At 74.0% G+C, this 16,894-nt stretch carries 15 protein-coding genes; 6 read left to right on the forward strand and 9 right to left on the reverse strand.

Going from position 1 to position 16,894, the window contains the following annotated elements; translation table 11 throughout:
• From FNH09_RS35100 to FNH09_RS35125, 6 genes are all read right to left on the reverse strand, one after another.
• The coding region (locus FNH09_RS35100; protein ID WP_152893937.1) for a bifunctional DNA primase/polymerase at positions 1 to 478 on the reverse strand (478 nt) is incomplete at its 3' end.
• Positions 479 to 609: 131 nt separating this feature from the next.
• Complete coding sequence (locus tag FNH09_RS35105; protein ID WP_152893938.1) at positions 610 to 978, reverse strand: hypothetical protein; 369 nt, start codon at positions 976 to 978, stop codon at positions 610 to 612.
• A gap of 389 nt (positions 979 to 1,367) precedes the next feature.
• A complete protein-coding gene (locus tag FNH09_RS35110) occupies positions 1,368 to 2,705 on the reverse strand; it encodes an AAA domain-containing protein (RefSeq protein ID WP_162469568.1) in 1,338 nt (445 codons plus the stop codon).
• Positions 2,705 to 4,300 (reverse strand): hypothetical protein, encoded by a 1,596-nt coding sequence (locus FNH09_RS35115; protein ID WP_152893939.1) that lies wholly within the window; start codon positions 4,298 to 4,300, stop codon positions 2,705 to 2,707. Before FNH09_RS35115 ends, FNH09_RS35110 begins: the two co-directional genes overlap by 1 nt.
• Positions 4,291 to 5,499: a hypothetical protein gene (locus tag FNH09_RS35120; protein WP_338017787.1), complete on the reverse strand. Its 1,209-nt coding sequence runs from the start codon at positions 5,497 to 5,499 to the stop codon at positions 4,291 to 4,293. Before FNH09_RS35120 ends, FNH09_RS35115 begins: the two co-directional genes overlap by 10 nt.
• On the reverse strand, positions 5,450 to 6,415 hold the full coding sequence (locus tag FNH09_RS35125; protein ID WP_152893940.1) for a phosphatase PAP2 family protein: 966 nt from the start codon (positions 6,413 to 6,415) through the stop codon (positions 5,450 to 5,452). The genes FNH09_RS35120 and FNH09_RS35125 overlap by 50 nt, the downstream gene beginning before the upstream one ends.
• A gap of 190 nt (positions 6,416 to 6,605) precedes the next feature.
• On the opposite strand from FNH09_RS35125, the gene FNH09_RS35130 reads away from it, so the two are divergent.
• Positions 6,606 to 7,205, forward strand: coding sequence for a histidine phosphatase family protein (locus FNH09_RS35130; RefSeq protein WP_152893941.1), 600 nt, complete (start codon positions 6,606 to 6,608; stop codon positions 7,203 to 7,205).
• Between the two features lie 70 nt (positions 7,206 to 7,275).
• On the opposite strand, the gene FNH09_RS35135 is transcribed toward FNH09_RS35130, so the two are convergent.
• Complete coding sequence (locus FNH09_RS35135; RefSeq protein WP_152893942.1) at positions 7,276 to 8,727, reverse strand: NsdA family TPR-like regulatory protein; 1,452 nt, start codon at positions 8,725 to 8,727, stop codon at positions 7,276 to 7,278.
• A 255-nt stretch (positions 8,728 to 8,982) separates the two neighbouring features.
• Between FNH09_RS35135 and FNH09_RS49100 the strand changes: the two genes are divergently transcribed.
• Positions 8,983 to 9,471, forward strand: coding sequence for a hypothetical protein (locus FNH09_RS49100; protein ID WP_238427303.1), 489 nt, complete (start codon positions 8,983 to 8,985; stop codon positions 9,469 to 9,471).
• A gap of 463 nt (positions 9,472 to 9,934) precedes the next feature.
• Positions 9,935 to 10,804 (forward strand): spermidine synthase, encoded by an 870-nt coding sequence (locus FNH09_RS35145; RefSeq protein WP_152893943.1) that lies wholly within the window; start codon positions 9,935 to 9,937, stop codon positions 10,802 to 10,804.
• A 36-nt stretch (positions 10,805 to 10,840) separates the two neighbouring features.
• Here the strand turns inward: FNH09_RS35145 and FNH09_RS35150 are convergent, their stop codons facing one another.
• Positions 10,841 to 11,386 carry a hypothetical protein gene (locus FNH09_RS35150; protein ID WP_152893944.1) on the reverse strand — a complete coding sequence of 182 codons (546 nt, stop codon included), beginning with the start codon at positions 11,384 to 11,386 and terminating at the stop codon, positions 10,841 to 10,843.
• 98 nt (positions 11,387 to 11,484) lie between these two features.
• Here FNH09_RS35150 and FNH09_RS35155 point away from each other — a divergent pair, with 98 nt between their 5' ends.
• The 3 genes from FNH09_RS35155 to FNH09_RS35165 all read left to right on the forward strand — a co-directional run bounded on the left by FNH09_RS35155 (position 11,485) and on the right by FNH09_RS35165 (position 15,217).
• Positions 11,485 to 12,186, forward strand: a complete 702-nt coding sequence (locus tag FNH09_RS35155) for a response regulator transcription factor (protein WP_152893945.1) — start codon at positions 11,485 to 11,487, stop codon at positions 12,184 to 12,186.
• Entirely contained in the window at positions 12,183 to 13,559 is a 1,377-nt protein-coding gene (locus tag FNH09_RS35160; protein ID WP_152893946.1) for a sensor histidine kinase, read from the forward strand. Before FNH09_RS35155 ends, FNH09_RS35160 begins: the two co-directional genes overlap by 4 nt.
• A gap of 173 nt (positions 13,560 to 13,732) precedes the next feature.
• Positions 13,733 to 15,217, forward strand: coding sequence for a glycoside hydrolase family 18 protein (locus FNH09_RS35165; RefSeq protein ID WP_152893947.1), 1,485 nt, complete (start codon positions 13,733 to 13,735; stop codon positions 15,215 to 15,217).
• Between the two features lie 179 nt (positions 15,218 to 15,396).
• Here the strand turns inward: FNH09_RS35165 and FNH09_RS35170 are convergent, their stop codons facing one another.
• Positions 15,397 to 16,824, reverse strand: a complete 1,428-nt coding sequence (locus tag FNH09_RS35170) for a GH1 family beta-glucosidase (RefSeq protein WP_152893948.1) — start codon at positions 16,822 to 16,824, stop codon at positions 15,397 to 15,399.
• Between the last annotated feature and the right edge of the window lie 70 nt (positions 16,825 to 16,894).

The raw sequence follows: 16,894 nt of genomic DNA on the forward strand, positions 1-16,894 counted from the left end.
AGTCGGCGGCGGTGGGCTCGGAAGCGGCCGGGCCGGGCGTCGCGGGGGTGAGGGGCGGTACGGTCACCGCGTCGCCGCCGCCGTGGCACAGCAGCGGCGGAACGGTCTGCGTACGGCCGTCCCGGCGGCGGCGGAACCCCCACTCCTCCCACTCCAGCAGGGAGGGCAGCCGCTGGGCCGTGCCGGGCGCGGCGAACAGCAGCATCCGCCCGCGGAACACGGCCACCGGCCCGGAACCCGGCCCTTCTTCCCAGAGCCGGTCCAGCATCCGGCGTCCGAAGATCGCGGGAGCGCTGACGATGTCGAAGACCGACCCGCAGGGCAGCACGACCGGGGCATGGGGCCGCTCGCGCCAGAACGCGAGCGTGCTGCGCGGATACGTCCCGGCGGAGGCCAGCCAGTCGGCGCCGTCCGCGGTGACCCCCGAGACGTCGCAGCGGTCGCGGCCCGAGGCCGGCTCTTCCCGTGTGCTGCTCATGTCGCCCACATCTACCGGCTGTGAGCGGACGGTTTCCGACGGTTGCCGGAAACCGGGACAAGAGGGGGTGAGGGCGAGTATCTTGCCTGCCTGGCATATGCCGTGGGGGTGCTCGCGGGTACGGCCGCCCGTCAGACCGGGTCGACGTGCTCCCGGCCCTCGACGCCGCCGCGCATCAGGTCCCGGCCGAACTCGACCATCTTCTTCGCGTAGTCCTCGGTCCACTCGGCCCGCGCGGCGATGTCCGCCGCCGTGAGCCGGTCGAACCGGCGTGGATCGGCCAGCTGGGCGGCGGCGAGGGCCTGGAACTCCACCGCCCGGTCCGCGGCCGCCTGGAACGCCAGCGTCAGCTCCGTCGCCCGGGCCAGCAGCGCCGCCGGATCGTCGATCGACTCCAGGTCGAAGAAGTGCTCCGGGTCGGCCGCCACTTCCGCGGGCTCGAAGAGCAGGGGCGCGGGGCGTAGCCGCGGTTCGTTGCGACGCGGCGTGGGCTCCGCCATGTCTTCTCCTCCTCGTACGGTTGCGGGTGGCACCGCCTTCGGGTGGTCCACCCTCCATTCTCTCCCGGGGGCGCAAGGGCATACCGGGACGGGCGACACCGCCGGAAGACGCAGTGCCCCGCACTCTCAAGCCCTCCGGCACCCGCGTTGTTCCCGCGTCCCCCGCCACGCCGGGCCCCCGGCCCACGGGACGCCCGCGGGGCCGGGAGCCCCCGGCGGTCGGGGCGTTCACGGCCGCCAGGTCACTCGGTGTTCGGCCAGGCGGGCCGGTACCGCGTGGTTGGCCTCCCAGCCGTCGGGGGCTGTGCCTGTGGGCCGCCTTCGGCGGCGTGCCGGACTCCGTCCGGCGGGCGGGGCGGCGCGCGCCGGGTCCCGTCCGGCCGGGGTGGTCAGGGCCGCCAGGTCACCCGGTGTTCGGCCAGGCGGGCCAGTACCGCGTGGTTGGCCTCCCAGCCGTCCGGGAACTTCACGAGGGTGCCCAGCTGGACCGGTTCCGTCGACGGATAGTCGTCCAGGAGGTCGCTCACCCCGGCCCGGCACACCACGATGCAGGCGTGCCGGTGGCGGGAGGCCAGGACGCACAGCCGGCCCGTCTCCAGGTGGAAGGCGGTGGCGTCGGGGCGGCCGGAGAGCGGGTGGAGGACCACCGTCACGTCGAACTCCCGGCCCTGGAGCCGGTTCGCCGTGTCCACGGCGACGTCCGCGACGCCCAGCTCGGCCAGCGCGGCCCGTACCGCCGCCGCCTGGTCCCGGTGCGCCGTACCGACGGCGATGCGGTCGGCGGTGAGGGGAGCGGCCGCGGCGGAGCGCTCCGAGGCCGCCGCGCCGCCGCGGTCCAGCAGCCGCCGGACCACCGTGGCCACCGCGCGCACCGCCTCCGGATCGGTGCGCGGGGTGTGCCGCGTGGGCAGTTCGAGCAGGCCCCAGCCCGACAGCGCGGCCTCGTCGATCACCCGGTCCGGGCCCGAGCCGTCCGACGGGACGGCGAAGGAGAGCCGCCGGTCGTCGTGGTCCGTGCCGCTGCGGAACGGGGTGAACGGGTAGAAGGCGTCCGAGACCAGGGGCGCCGCCGAGGCCGGCAGCCGCCAGGACACCGGCAGCCGGTGCTGCGGCAGCTCGGGGTTGTGGGCCAGCAGGGTCGTCACCGCGGAGGCCGAGGGGTCGTACGACAGGCCCGCCCACTGCTCGCTGCCCACGAGCGCGAACGGGTCCAGCTGCCCGGGGTCGCCCACGAACAGCGCCCGCTCGAACAGGCCGGCCACGGCGAGCAGCGCGTCCGAGCGCATCTGGTAGGCCTCGTCGACGATCGCGTGCCGCCACGGCTCGTCGACCTTGACGTGGGCCCACTTGGCCGCGGTGGAGACGACCACCGGCAGCCCGGCGAGGTCCGCCGCCTTCGCCGACTTGCGGACCTGTGGCAGGGCGTCCAGCGCCTTGTCGTACGGGTCGGCGTCGCTGCTGTGCAGTCGGCCGACCGGCAGGCCGGGGCTCTTCTCGGCGAGCCGGGAGACCAGGTCGTCGACCTGCGCGTTGGTCTGCGCGACGACCATCAGGGGACGACCGGCGTCGGCGAGTTCCAGCGCGGCGCGCACCACGAGCGTGGACTTGCCCGCGCCCGGCGGGGAGTCGACGACGACCCCCCGATGGGAACCCTGCACCGTGTCGCGCAGGATCGCCTCGGTGGCCCGCGCGGCCGCGGCACCGGGGTCGAATGCGGCCTCGGTGATCACAGGAGGTCCTCCTCGGTGACGGGGTCGGCGGCCTCCGGCAAGGCGGCCGCCTCACCTGGGGGCCCGCCGTGCGTCCACGGCGTGTGCTCCGGATCGGGCAGCTTCGCGCCGCCGCGCTGGTCGTGCTCGAACAGGGTGAAGCAGATCAGGTCGCCCTTCTCCGGCACGGACCCGGCCTCGGGCTCCTTGCCGCGGCCCATCCGGTCGAGGATCCGCAGCACGAGCAGCCCCTCGCCCTCGTACCCGACGAACTCGGCCGCCTGCGGTTTCCCGCCCAGCGAGCGGTGGACCTTGACCCGTTCGCCCAGGTACGGCAGGTCGTCGGTGCACACGGTGACCAGCGGGCGCGGGCTGGGCCGTCTGCCCTCGCTGTACGCCATGACGACATCCGTGACCTCGCCCGCGAACGCCTCCCCGGCCAGCCGCCGGCCCGCCATCACCAGCGGGTCGTCCAGTGCCTCCTGGGCCTCGAGACGGGCCTGTTCGCGCTCGCGGGCGGCGAGCTTGCCGGCCGCGGTGACCGCGTCGTCGCGGCGCGGCTGCGGGGGCTCCCCGGCCAGCACCCGGTCGCGATGGGCGGTGAACGACCAGCGGTCGCGCGTCCACCGCTCCTCGACATGCGCCCCCTCCGGCAGCGCACGCAGCAGCTCCAGACCGTCCCACACCTTGTCCCAGGTGGGCCGGGTGGCGTCGGCGACCAGGGCGCGGATCGCCCGCTCGGCGGCGGTCAGCTCACCGAGCCGGTCGTCCGCCTCCAGCCCGTCCTCTGCGGTGGCCAGGGCGGTACGCGCGCGGTCGTAGCGCTCGATCGCGGGCGCGAGCAGCTTGTTGTCGAACGCAGGGTCGGTCGCCGGGCCCGCCGGCGGGCACAGCAACTGGCCGTCCGCGTCGCGGCCGAGCTCGGCGCGCAGCGCGGCCTCGGCGCCCGGGACGCCCTGCGGCGGGTCGATCCAGGCCAGCAGCGCGCCCAGGTGCTGATCCTCCAGGCTGGACTGGCCGGTCGCCCAGTGCCGGCCCAGCACCTCGGTCAGGGCCAGCAGCAGCGCGGAGCCGGGCACCCGGGAGCGCTCCCCGAAATGGGTCAGCCAGCGCCCCAGCAGCGGCACCCGCGGCGGCGCCGGATGCGGGGTCTCCGGATCCTGTTCGGCGGTGCGGCGAAAGCGCATGGAGCGCCCCAGCAGCCGTACGAAGTCCAGGCCGGCCCGGCTCGGCACGATCAGCTGGGGCGCGTCCGCGCACAGCTCGACCTCGACCTTGACCCGCTTGCCGGTCTCCGGGTCGGTCTCGCTGCGCTCGGCGGCCTCGACCGCCTCCGCGTACTCGTCGACGTAGGGAAGGACCACGTCGGCCAGCTCGGCCAGGAACGCGAACCGCAGGTCGCGGTCGCGCGGCTGCGGCACGACGAGCAGGGTCGGCGCGTGGCGGTCGGTGCCGACCAGCGCGCCGAGCGGAGCACCGGCCTCGCCCGCGGTGACCAGCGGCACGAGGACCAGCGGCCGCTCGGACAGGTGCCGGTGCCGCACGGTCGCGGTGGGCTGGGCACGTCCGGTGGCGACGGCCTCCAGCCGGGCGAGAGTGGAGATCAGGGACAAGGAGCCGCCTCCTGACCGAATGCCTGACCGAACGTCTGGTCGAATGCCGGACCGGATGCCTGGGCGAATGTCCGTCCGGATGTCGCACCGAGCGCCTCGGCACGCAGCCGGTGGGCCCGGCGCAGTGCCGCCACCGCCGGGTCGGCCGGGTCGCCGGCCTCGCCGCGGGCCGCCGCGAGGACGTCCTCGACCGTGGCCAGACCGCCCAGGTCGGCCCGCACCGAGCGGCCCAGCGAGGTCACCGCGCCGTCCTGGCGGGAGCGGTCACGGCAGTGGAAGGCCAGCTCGCAGGCGGCCAGGCACTCGGGGGCGTACGCGGCGGGAACGGACTCGACGGCGGCCGTGAGCTCCTCGGCGGGCAGCTCGGGGGAGAAGCAGGCGCCCTCGGGGACGGCGTCGGCGATGTCCTGGAGGCGGGTGAGCCGGGCCAGCTGCCGACTGGTGACCGCGCGCTGCTTGCGCACGTCGACGGCCGAGGCGGTGGGCAGGTTGGAGAAGTCCTTGGGGCACACCAGCAGGATCCGGTCGCGCACCCGCGGGACCGACTCCAGCCGGGCGGCCACCGCCTCCAGCGCCAGCACGTACACCGCGGCCTGCCGGGCGGCCGCGCCGACCTTCGCCGGGTCCGCCGAGCCGTCCAGCAGCGGGAAGGACTTGATCTCCACGACTGTCCAGCTGCCGTCCGGGTGCACCACCACCGCGTCCGGTTCGAGGAAGGCCGGGGAGCCCGCCACGTCGAGCGCGAGCATCGGATGGTCGAGCAGCGTCCAGACGCCGGGCGTCCCGGTGGCCTCGCGCAGCGCCAGCGCCGTCCGCGCGGTGCGGCCCTCGGGGCCGACGGCGGCCAGGTCGGGGGAGTGGACCCGGCCCGGTTCGGGCGGCGGGGCGGTCCGGTCCAGTCTCTCGTGCACCAGCCGCAGCAGCTCCGCGCCGCCGTCCGCCTTGACCCGGGCCTCGAACGCGTTGCCGCGGGTGAAGGCGAACTGCGACTGGCCGAAGACCGACGGCGAGCCGAGCGCGCCCGCCAGCGCCGTCTTGTCCACACCGGCGCCGTCGAGGAGCGCGCGCCGTCTGCATCCGGGGTTGGCGGCGAGCGCCGCGAGGGCGCGCGCGTCCAGCGCCTTCGCCGCTACGTCGGGTCCGCGCAGCTCAGCGAGCCGCTGCCGGAGTGCCCTCGCCGGCGTCCGTGGGGGAGGCACCGGGCTCGGCTCCGGACCCGAGCCGCGCGTCGCGCTGCCGTGGAAATCGCTCACCCGGGGAAGTCTGGCATCCGGCACTGACAATCGGGGTGCCTGCGCCGACAGAGGTCGCCGGGGCGGCCGGGAGGCGTGTCCCCCAACGGGTCGCCAGGGCCGTCCGGATCCGGTCCGCGATCCGCGTCACCAGCGGTGTCAGCAGCAGTCCGACGCCCATCACGGCCGCGCCCGCGACCGCGTCGAGGAAGTAGTGGTTGGCGGTGCCCATCACCACGATCGTGGTGAACAGCGGGTAGATGATCCCGGCCGCCTTCGCCGTGCGGGTGCCGCCGTGGCGCCAGAGCATGACCCCGCACCACAGCGCCCAGCCCACGTGCAGGCTCGGCATCGCGGCGTACTGGTTGGTCATGCCGCCCATGCCGCGCGGCGCGCTCGCCTCGCCGCCCCACCAGCCGTACGAGCTGTACTGGGCCATCGTGTCCACGAAGCCGTACTCCGGCGACAGCAGCCGGGGCGGGCAGGTGGGCAGCAGGGTGAAGCCGATCAGACCTATGAAGGTCGAGGTCATCAGCCAGGTGCGGGCCGTCCGGTAGAGCTCGGTGCGGGAGCGGAACAGCCAGACCAGGAGGGCGGGCGTGACCAGGTAGTGCAGTGACGCGTACCAGAAGTCGGCCGGCACGCCGAGCCACGCCTCACGCGTGAACAGCCGGTTGAGCGGGTGCTCGGCGTTGAGGCGCAGGAACTTCTCGATGCGCAGGATCGCCGTGCCGTGGTCCACGGCGCCGGATATGTCACCCCTCGCCAGGAGCCGGCCCGCGGAGTAACAGCCGTACACCAGCAGGATCAGCGGCAGCTCGGTCCACCAGCGCAGCCGGGTCCGAGGGGCCGCCTCGATGCGAGGTGCCTCCGTCTGCGGCATCCGATTCGCCCTTCCCCTCCGTGGTCCCTGATGCGCCCGGTGGCGCGGCCGTGACACTTTACGGCGTTCACGCGCACCTGGCTCCGGGCCCCCGGCTCTCAAAGACGCAGCGGTCGCCCCTCGGGTTGCCCTCGCCGGTGGTGAGCGATGATGGAGGAGATCGGAACGAAGACTTCCCGGAAGGTCGCTCATGGCACCGCGCATCCTGCTGGCTCGGCACGGACAGACGCAGTGGTCGTTGTCCGGCAAGCACACCGGCAGGACCGACATCCCCCTTCTCGACGAGGGCCGACGCGGTGCCGAACTGCTGGGCGAGCGGCTGCGCGGGGCGCCGTTCGACGGGCTGCCCGGTGTCGAGGTGCGCACCAGTCCCCTCGTGCGCGCGCGTGAGACCTGCGAAATCGCCGGTTTCGGCGACCGCGCGCGCACCTGGGACACGCTCATGGAGTGGGACTACGGCGCCTACGAGGGCATGACCCCGGCCGAGATCCAGGCCGTGCGGCCGGGCTGGCTGATCTGGCGCGACGGTGTGCCGCAGGGCGAGACCCTGGCGCAGGTGACCGCGCGGGCGGACGAGGTGGTCTCCTGGGCGCGCGAGGAGGACCGGGACGTGCTGGTCTTCGCCCACGGACACATCCTGCGGTCGATCGGCGCCCGCTGGCTGGGGCTGCCGATCGCGTTCGCGGCACGGATCCGGCTGAACCCGACGTCGCTGTCCGCGCTCGGCTGGGCGTACGGGGAACCCGCGATCGAGAGCTGGAACGACCTGGGGCACCTGGCGGCCGCCTGAGCGCCGCGCGGGGCGGTCGCGACGTGCGCGGTGCCTATGGCGTGCGGGGCGCTGAGGGTGCGCGGGGCGGTCACGGCGTGCGGGGGCGGCCGGCGTGGCGTTCCAGGAACGCCGAGACCCCTGAGGCCCGCCGGTGCGGCAGCAGCACCCGCGCGGTTCCCGCCAGCATCGTCTGGATGCGCGAGGACTGCACCTCGTCCAGCAGGTCCAGCACCCGCATCCCGGCCGTGGCCGCCTCGTCGGGACGTCCGCCGCGGGCGAGGTCGTCGGCGAGTTCGGCCGTGTACAGGGCGATGTTCCGGGTGAAGTGCGGATCCTGGAGCCGGGCCGCCTGCCGGGCGTGCCGGGCCGCCCGCTCCCAGTCGCCCAGCGTGGACCAGCACTGGGCCTCCAGGCCCTCCAGCTCCGCCTCCCCGTAGAAACTCATCCACTCGGGGTCGGCGTCGCACGGGCCCCGTTCGTAGAGCGCCTGGGCCCGCACCAGGGCCTGCTCGCAGCCGGTGCGGTCGGCCAGGCCCGCCCAGCCGCCCGCCTCGCGCAGGGCGAGCAGCGACATCAGCCGGGCCGAGCCCAGCGGGCGGGCCACCCGCTGCGCGGCCTGCGCGGCCCGCACCGCCTCCCGGGGGCGGCCCGAGTCGCGGGCGAGGAAGGCCGTGTTGCAGAAGGCGTGCGCCTCCAGCGCCGGATCGTCGGTCACCCGGGCGGTGGCGAGCGCCTCCGCGTAGTGCGAGCGGGCGTCGTCGTACCTGCCCGAGTCGTGGGCCAGCCAGCCCACCGAGATGGCCAGTTCACCGGCGCCCGAGTGGAGCCGGTCGACGGTCGCCTGCCGGGTCGCGCCGGCGTCCAGCAGCGCGTACGCGGTGCGCAGCGGGGCCGCCGCGCGCCGGTAGAGGCCGTCGGCGCCGTGCCGGTCGTCGAGCAGCCGGATGCGGCGGACGGCCTCCTCCAGGGCGCTCGCCTCGCGGACTCCGGGACGCCGGGGCGGGCGGTCCGCCGCCACGGCGTCGTGCGGGAGCCCCAGGGGAGCCAGAGAGGCGGCCGCCATGGTGGCGCCCCCGCGGGTCATGAATGCGCGACGCAGCACGTCGCTCTCCTCGTGGTCGTGGTGCGTTTCGTACGGGTCCTGCGGGTCCTGCGTTTCATACGGCTCGTACGCCTCATGCGTCTCACCGGTGGTGTGCGCCGGGCTCATGGAGTGAGCCTGGGGCGCCTCTCCGTCCGCCCGCGCCGACCGTCCGCGGACGGTCGAACGGGGCACGAAGCCGAGGTCGGTGAGCGTGCGGCCGGGGAACATGTGCAGGAACACCCGTTCGTACGCGTAGTTGGGGCAGCGGATCTCGCCCGCCTCCACCCGGCCGATGTAGCGGGCGTCGCAGCTGACCTGCTCGCCGATCTCGCGAGCGGCCCGCCGCACCAGCGCGGCGAACTCGCCCGGTGAGCGGTGTCCGCGTATCCGCCGGAAGGCGAGATTGGGCCGCGTGGGCCGGTTGGACTGGGACGAGGTCACCATTGACGACGCCATGGCCGGGTCCTCTCGTGCGAACCGTCGAACCATGCCGGATTGGGGGTGAGTTGTCCGTGTGCCACCCTGTTTCCGGCGGGCAAGAAGGTACCTGTTGTGGTCGACCCGCCACGCAGTGTTTGGCTACAAACCGGATATCTCATCCCCGATCCGCCATGAACTGCCATCCTTTGCGGCTGAATTCCGCCGTAGCCCTTGACGCCGTCACGCGTTGAACCGCCCGAACTGCAAGAAGGTTCTGTGGTGGAGGCCGGGATGGGGACGAGCCAAAGCGTCGGTCCTTGTACGACGGTGACGCCTGCGGCCGCGGTGGCGGCGGTGACCGGGGCGACGGCGGTGACTGCGGTGACGGTGGAGCACTTCCCGCCCCCGCAGTGCGGCGGGCCGCCCGACGAGGTCGACGGGTGCGACCTCGTCACGGTGCCGGCCCGCCAGGGCCTGGAGGCGGTCGACATCCTGCGCCGGGCGGACGTGGACGCGATGGGGCCCGTACTGCACGACGACGGGTGCGACACGCTCGGCTTCCTCGTGCCGCCCGGCACCGCGGCCGGGTGGGACGTCCCCGGCAGCGTCTGCACGCAGACCGACGGGCGGGGGCTGCGGCCCGACCCCGAGCCGCCGGTCGAGGGCTCGGACTGGCTGCTGCCGCCGGGCGAGGCGGACCTCGCGACCGATCCGGCGGTCCTGCGACGGGCCCTCGGCGAGGCGGCCCGCCTCATCGAAGCAGCCGACAGCCGCCGCTGACCGGACACGGGTGCCGCCGGGCGCGACCGCCGGCGAGAGGGCCGGTCGCCGAGCGGGCCCGGCAGCCGCCGGTCGGGCCCGGGTGTCGCCGAGCGGCCCGGCAGCCGCCGGGTGGGGCAGCCGTCGAGCGGGCGTGGGCGTCGTCGAGCGGGCAGCCGTCTCGGCGGGGACGGCCACCGCCGTGCAGGACGGCCATCGAGCAGGCGCGGGCGCGTCCGAGCGGGACAACTGTTGAGCGAACAGGCCGCCGGGCGGGGGAGCCGCCGGTCGGGCCCGGGTGCCGCCGAGCGGGACGGCAGCCGCCGAGCGGGCACGCCCGCCGTCGAGCGGGTCGGCCCGCCGGGCGGGCTGCCGGGCGCCGTGGCGTGGGCGCAGCCCTCGGTGGGTGGGGTGCCAGGCCTCCCGGCGGGGCGTCGGGTGGTGCTGAGCGGCACGCGGGGCGGGTGCTTGCGAGAATGAGGGCATGGGAAAGTCCAGGAACCTCCGGCGGCGGCCGGACGCCGACGACGCCGTCGTCGAGCCCGTCGACGGCGGGCTCGCCGAACTGATACGCGACCGGGACCGGGCGCGGGCCTGGACCCTGCTGATCGACGGCGCCCCGCAGTCGCACGTCGACCTGGACGACCCCGGGTATCTCTCCTTCGAGTACCAGCGCCGCCTCGGCCACGTCATCGACCTGACCGCCCCGGCCGGCCGGCCCGTGCACGCCGTGCACCTCGGCGGCGGCGCCCTCACGCTCGCCCGGTATGTCGCCGCCACCCGCCCCCGCTCCACCCAGCAGGTCGTCGAGCGGGACGCGGCCCTCGTGCAACTGGTTCGCCGCGAGCTTCCGTTGGCGGTCAACACACGGATACGGGTGCGCTCCGCGGACGCCCGGGAAGGGCTCGCCAAGGTGCCGGACGGCTGGGCCGACCTCGTCATCGCCGATGTGTTCAGCGGCGCCCGCACCCCCGCCCACCTGACCTCGACCGAGTTCCTCGACGAGGTCCGCAGGGCGCTCAAGCCCGGCGGGCTCTACGCCGCCAACCTGGCGGACGGGCCGCCGCTGGCGCATCTGCGCGGCCAGATCGCCACCGCCGCCGCCCGCTTCGGCGAACTCGCCGTGGTCGCCGATCCGACGGTGCTGCGCGGCAAGCGGTTCGGCAACGCGGTGCTGGTCGCCTCCGACCTCCCGCTGCCCGTCGCCGAACTGACCCGCCGGGCCGCCTCGGATCCCCACCCGGGCCGGGTCGAACACGGCCGCGCGCTCACCGACTTCGCCGGCGGCGCCGTGGCGGTCACGGACGCGGCGGCGGTCGCGTCCCCCGCCCCACCACCATCTGTCTTCCGCTGACCCCCGGCCCGAGGACCGGGTACGGACCCGTCCGGCTCAGTACGTGACGACCTGCACCTGGGGCGGCCCGTCGTGCCAGGTGCAGAAGACCGACACCCGGTCCGTGCCCGCGCTGAACTCCACCCGGATCCAGGTCTCCGTCTTGAACACCTGCATCGACCAGCCGGAGGCCGGGGTCGCCGACACCAGCGTCGCGTAGGTGTCGGCGATGTCGAAGACCGAGCGGCCGCCCTTGGTGTCGTAGCTCTTGATCCGGCTGTCGGCCGCGGCCGTGGCCGAGGAGGTGGCGGACGGGCTGGAACTCGGCTTCGCCGTCGCGGACTTCGAGGGCGAGTGCGTGGCCGTCGGGCCGGCCGCTCCGGTGGCCTGGGCCGACGGGGTCTTCGAAGGTGTCGCCCGTCGGGTCGACGAGGCCAGCGGCCTCGACCCCTGCATGGTCGGGTCGGCCGCGGCGATGGGCAGGGCGCGCGGCGGGTCGTAGGCCGTGCCCGTCATCACCGTGTGGACACCCCACCATGACAGCGTGACCGCCGCGCCCGTGGCGAGCAGCCAGGCCAGTACGTGTACAAGTCCTCTGCGCATCGCGGGCCATACTGCCTCACCCGCCCCACCGGCCGCACGTGGTCGAAGTTATCCACAGGCGCCGATCGGGGTCGCCCGGATGGCGTACGGTGCGGCGCATGGCAAGTGTGCTCGTCGTCGAGGACGACCAGTTCGTCCGCTCGGCGCTCATCCGGCATCTCACCGACGCGGCCCATGTGGTGCGCAGCGTCGGCACCGCGCTGGAGGCGCTGCGCGAGGTCGCTCATTTCCGTTTCGACGTGGTCATCCTGGACCTCGGTCTGCCCGATCTCGACGGGTCGGAGGCCTTGAAGATGCTGCGGGGCATCACCGACGTCCCTGTGATCATCGCCACGGCCCGGGACGACGAGGCGGAGATCGTCCGGCTGTTGAACGCCGGGGCGGACGACTATCTCACCAAGCCGTTCTCGGTCGAGCACCTCTCGGCGCGGATGGCCGCGGTGCTGCGCCGCTCCCGTGCCGTCGCCGCGGACACCCCGCCGTCCACCGTCATCCGGGTCGGCGGTCTGACCGTCGACCCGCTGCGCCGTCAGGCCGAACTGGACGGCGCCCGGCTCGATCTGACCCGCCGCGAGTTCGACCTGCTGGCCTTCCTGGCCGGCCGGCCGGGAGTCGTCGTGCCCCGCAGGGAGCTGCTCGCCGAGGTCTGGCAGCAGTCGTACGGCGACGACCAGACCATAGACGTCCATCTCTCCTGGCTGCGACGGAAGCTGGGCGAGACGGCGGCGCGGCCGCGCTATCTGCACACGCTGCGGGGCGTCGGCGTCAAGCTGGAGCCGCCCGTGGAGCCGGTCCGATGAGGTGGGCGCTGGTCAGGGTGTGCCTGGCGGTCACCACGATGGTCGTGATCGCCTTCGCCGTGCCGCTGGGGCTGGTCATCAAGGAGATGGCCCGCGACCGTGCCTTCTCCAACGCGGAGCGGGAGGCCGCGGCGATCGTCCCGGCGCTGTCCATCACCACCGACCGCGACGAGCTGGAGCGCGTCATCGCCTCCGCGGGCTCCGACGCCGGGATGGCCGTGCACATACCCGCCGTCGACGGCCAGGCGGCCGTCGAGCTCGGCCGGCAGCGCGCCGCCGACGGGGACATCGCGATGGTGCGCAGGCTGGGCCGGGTCTCCACCACCGAGGTGCGCGGCGGTTCCACCCTGCTCCAGCCGGTCGCGCTGAGCTCCGGCGCGATGGCCGTCGTCGAGGTGTACGTCCCCGAGTTCGAGGTCAGCAACGGGGTCGGCACGGCCTGGGCGGTGCTCGCCGGGGTCGGCGCCGCCCTGGTCGTCGGCTCGGTCGCGGTGGCCGACCGGCTGGGCGTCAGGATGGTGCAGCCCGCCGAGCGGCTCGCCGACGGCGCGCACGAACTCGGCGAAGGACGGCTCGGCGCCCGGGTGCCGGAGGAAGGCCCGACCGAACTACGCCTGGCGGCAGTCGCGTTCAACTCCATGGCCGATCAGGTCGTCCAACTGCTCGCCAACGAGCGGGAGCTGGCCGCCGACCTGTCCCACCGGCTGCGCACCCCGCTGACCGTGCTGCGGCTCAACGCGGCCTCGCTCGGCGACGGACCGGCCGCCGAACAGACCCGGGCGGCCGTCGCGCAGCTGGAGCGCGAGGTCGACACCATCATCCGCACGGCCCGCGAGGCCAAGCCGCAGACCGTGGCGGCGGGCCTGGGCGCGGGGTGCGACGCGGGTGAGGTGGTGCGCGAGCGGATGAAGTTCTGGTCGGCACTGGCGGAGGACGAGGGCCGCAAGGTGCGGGTGGCCGTGGCCGACCACCCGGTGCGCATACCCGTGGCCCGCGCGGACCTTGCGGCGGCGCTGGACGCGCTGCTCGGCAACATCTTCCGCCACACCCCCGAGGGCACGGCCTTCGCGGTCGACGTGCACAACGGCGAGGACGCGGTGATCGTTCTGGTCTCGGACGCGGGGCCCGGCATCACGGACCCGGAGGCGGCGATGGCCCGCGGGCGGGGATCGGGCAACGACGGCTCGACCGGGCTCGGCCTGGACATCGTGCGGCGGCTCGCGGAGTCGACGGGCGGCGACGTACGGATCGGCTCCTCCGTGCTCGGCGGCACGGAGGTGCGGATCTGGATCCAGCTGGACGGGCGCAAGCCCGAGCGCGGCGGGCACCGCGGGAGGGTCCGGCGGCGCAGACGAGGCCTGAAGGTCCGCTGAACGCGCCTCACCCGCCTCACCTTTAACCGTCTCCGATGCCTTCCTTAAGCGCACCCTAAGATCTTCAACAGCCCCCCGGATAAAGCGGTTTGCCCGATTCCGGATCGCTAGCGTGCTGCCACGGCCCAGGTCTGGGACGCCCCCCGTGAGCAGTGAGTGAAGGCAGGCACGCGATGAGCACGCACCGGCGCAGAATCAGTGGCAGGAACAAGGCGATCGGCGGAGCGGTCGCCGCGGCCGTGATCGGTGGCGGCGCCATCGTCCTCAGCGGCGTCGCGAACGCGGCCGGTATCGGTGCCGCGTACACCAAGACCAGCACCTGGTCGACGGGTTACACCGCGCAGTACGTCGTCACGAACAACAGCGGGGCGCGGGAGAAGGACTGGACCCTGGAGTTCGACCTGCCCGCGGGCACCAAGCTCAGCTCCCTGTGGGACGGCGAGTCGACCGTCAGCGGCCAGCACGTCACCGTCAAGCCGCCGAAGTGGGACACGGACGGACTTGCGGCCGGCGAGTCGGCCACCGTCGGCTTCGTGGCCAACGGCGGCGGCGACCCGACCGGCTGTCTGATCGACGGCGCGAGCTGCTCCGTCGACACCGGAGCCACTCCGGAGCCGAGCGGCCGCCCGACCCAGACGGCGACCCCCACCGCGTCCGCGACCCCGACCGCGAGCCCCACCAAGACCGCCACGCCGACGCCCACGCAGACCGCCACCCAGACCCCCACGGCGTCCCCCTCGCAGAGCACCGGCACGGGCACCGGCACCACGGCGGGCTTCGCCCCGTACGTCGACACCTCGCTCTACCCGGCCTACGACCTGCTGGCGAACGTCGCGGCGACCGGCGTCAAGAACTACAACCTCGCCTTCGTCACCGACGGCGGCGGCTGCACCCCGAAGTTCGGCGGTGTCTCGGACCTGGCGAACGATGGCGTCGCCTCGCAGATCGGCGCGCTGCGCGCCAAGGGCGGTGACGTCCGGGTCTCCTTCGGCGGCGCGTCCGGCTCCGAACTGGCCACCACCTGCTCCTCGGCGGACGCGCTTGCGGCGGCGTACGGCAAGGCCGTGGACGCCTTCAAGCTCACCAAGGTCGACTTCGACGTCGAGGGCGGCGCGCTGCCCAACACGGCCGCGAACACCAAGCGCGCCCAGGCGATCGCCAAGCTCCAGAAGCAGCACCCGGGCCTGGACGTCTCCTTCACGCTCCCCGTCATGCCGGAGGGCCTCACCCAGGACGGCGTGAACCTGCTCGCCAACGCCAAGCAGAACGGCGTGGCCATCTCCACCGTCAACATCATGGCGATGGACTACGGACCGGCGTACAGCGGCGACATGGGCACCTACGCCGAGCAGGCCGCCACCGCCACCCAGGCCCAGATCAAGAGCGTGCTGAGCCTCTCCGACAGCGCGGCCTGGAAGGCCGTCGCCGTCACCCCGATGATCGGCGTCAACGACGTCGCCAGCGAGATCTTCAAGGTCGACGACGCCGCCCAGCTGGTCGCCTTCGCCAGGTCCAAGGGCCTGGGCGGGCTGTCCATGTGGTCCGCCACCCGTGACAAGCAGTGCGCGGGCGGCGCGAAGAACGTCGCGGACGCCACGTGCAGCTCGATCGCCCAGGGCGACTCCGCGTTCTCGAAGGCGTTCGCCGCCTTCAACTGACCCGGGCCACAGCAGACCCGGGCCACAGCCGACGCGAGTCACAGCTGATCCGAGCCACATCCAGGAAACGGGGTCGCGCGCCCCGGCCGGTTCCCACCCCCCATCCGGCCGGGGCGCGCGTGTGTTCCGGACCCGCGGACGTCCCCTCCCCCGGGGCGGGGACGTCCGCGGGCCCGGGGTCAGGCGCCCTCGACCTCCGGCAGCGTGCCCGTGCGGGCCGCCTCTCCGTACCACAGCGCGCTCGACTTCGGCGTACGCTCCAGCGTCGCGTAGTCCACGTACACCGCGCCGAAGCGCTTCTCGTAGCCGTACGCCCACTCGAAGTTGTCCAGCAGGGACCACAGGTAGTAGCCGCGCACGTCCGCGCCGTCGGCGATGGCCCGGCGGACCGCCGAGAGGTGGCCGTGCAGGTAGGCGACGCGCTCGGGGTCGTGGACCCGGCCGTCCGGGTCCGGCTTGTCGTCGTACGCCGCGCCGTTCTCCGTGATGTACAGGGGCAGGCCCGGGGCCTCCCGGTTGTACCGCATGATCAGCTCGTGCAGGCCGGTCGGGTCGATCGTCCAGCCCATCTCCGTGCGCTCGCCCGGGGTCTGGTGGAAGTCGACGTCGTCGGCGGCAGGCCAGGGCGAGTGCTCGCTGGCCCCGTGACCGTCCGCCCGCGCGCCCTGCCGGTCCGGGTCGGCGGCCGACACCAGCGTGGGCGTGTAGTAGTTCAGGCCCAGCGTGTCCAGCGGCTGGTTGATCGTCCGCAGGTCGCCGTCCAGGACGTACGACCAGTCCGTGACCGACGAGGTCGCCGCCAGCAGGGACTGCGGGTACGCGCCGTGCAGGATCGGGCCGTGGAAGACACCGTTGGCGAGGTCGTCGATCTTGCGGGCCGCGGCCAGGTCCGCCGGGTCCTGGGTGAGGGGCCGGACCACCGAGGAGTTGAGGCTGAGCCCGACCGTGTTGCGGGCGGGCATCACCGAGCGCAGCGCCTTCGCGCCGAGGCCGTGCGCGAGGTTCAGGTGGTGGGCGGCGCGCAGCGACGCCTCCGGGTCCGTACGGCCGGGGGCGTGCACACCGGAGCCGTAGCCCAGGAAGGCGCTGCACCACGGCTCGTTGAGCGTGATCCACTGCTCCACGCGGTCGCCGAGCGCCTCCCCGACGATCTGCGCGTACTCGGCGAAACGCAGCGCCGTGTCGCGCTCCGGCCAGCCGCCGGCGTCCTCCAGCTCCTGCGGAAGGTCCCAGTGGTAGAGGGTGACGGCCGGCTTGATGTCATGGGCGAGCAGGTCGTCGACCAGACGGCGGTAGAAGTCCAGGCCGACCTGGACCGCCGGGCCCCGGCCGGTGGGCTGCACCCGCGACCAGGAGATCGAGAACCGGTACGCGCCAAGCCCCAGACCGGCCATGAGCTCCACGTCCTCGTGGAAGCGGTGGTAGTGGTCGACAGCGATGTCACCGTGGTCGCCGCCGGCCGTCTTGCCCGGCGTATGACTGAAGGTGTCCCAGATCGAGGGGGTGCGGCCGCCCTCGCGCACCGCCCCCTCGATCTGGTAGGCGGAGGTCGCGGCGCCCCACAGGAAGTTGGGGGGAAAGGCCACGGGCGTAATGGGTTCAGGCATGGAAGCGCTCCCAAGAAAAGTCGGGGTGACCGACGGAAGGAAAAAGGGGAGGCAGGGGCGGGCCTGTCTC

Origin of the sequence: Streptomyces adustus (genome assembly GCF_009377175.1) — a bacterium.
Taxonomy (GTDB): Bacteria; Actinomycetota; Actinomycetes; order Streptomycetales; family Streptomycetaceae; genus Streptomyces; species Streptomyces adustus.

Bases quoted from the DNA above. Each gene is read 5' to 3' on its own strand.
- FNH09_RS35155 (WP_152893945.1), top strand. From the start codon at position 11,485: ATGGCAAGTGTGCTCGTCGTCGAGGACGACCAGTTCGTCCGCTCGGCG.
- FNH09_RS35145 (WP_152893943.1), top strand. From the start codon at position 9,935: ATGGGAAAGTCCAGGAACCTCCGGCGGCGGCCGGACGCCGACGACGCC.
- FNH09_RS35105 (WP_152893938.1), bottom strand. From the start codon at position 978: ATGGCGGAGCCCACGCCGCGTCGCAACGAACCGCGGCTACGCCCCGCG.
- FNH09_RS35150 (WP_152893944.1), bottom strand. From the start codon at position 11,386: ATGCGCAGAGGACTTGTACACGTACTGGCCTGGCTGCTCGCCACGGGC.
- FNH09_RS35125 (WP_152893940.1), bottom strand. From the start codon at position 6,415: ATGCCGCAGACGGAGGCACCTCGCATCGAGGCGGCCCCTCGGACCCGG.
- FNH09_RS35160 (WP_152893946.1), top strand. From the start codon at position 12,183: ATGAGGTGGGCGCTGGTCAGGGTGTGCCTGGCGGTCACCACGATGGTC.
- FNH09_RS35135 (WP_152893942.1), bottom strand. From the start codon at position 8,727: ATGGCGTCGTCAATGGTGACCTCGTCCCAGTCCAACCGGCCCACGCGG.
- FNH09_RS35170 (WP_152893948.1), bottom strand. From the start codon at position 16,824: ATGCCTGAACCCATTACGCCCGTGGCCTTTCCCCCCAACTTCCTGTGG.
- FNH09_RS35130 (WP_152893941.1), top strand. From the start codon at position 6,606: ATGGCACCGCGCATCCTGCTGGCTCGGCACGGACAGACGCAGTGGTCG.
- FNH09_RS35165 (WP_152893947.1), top strand. From the start codon at position 13,733: ATGAGCACGCACCGGCGCAGAATCAGTGGCAGGAACAAGGCGATCGGC.
- FNH09_RS49100 (WP_238427303.1), top strand. From the start codon at position 8,983: ATGGGGACGAGCCAAAGCGTCGGTCCTTGTACGACGGTGACGCCTGCG.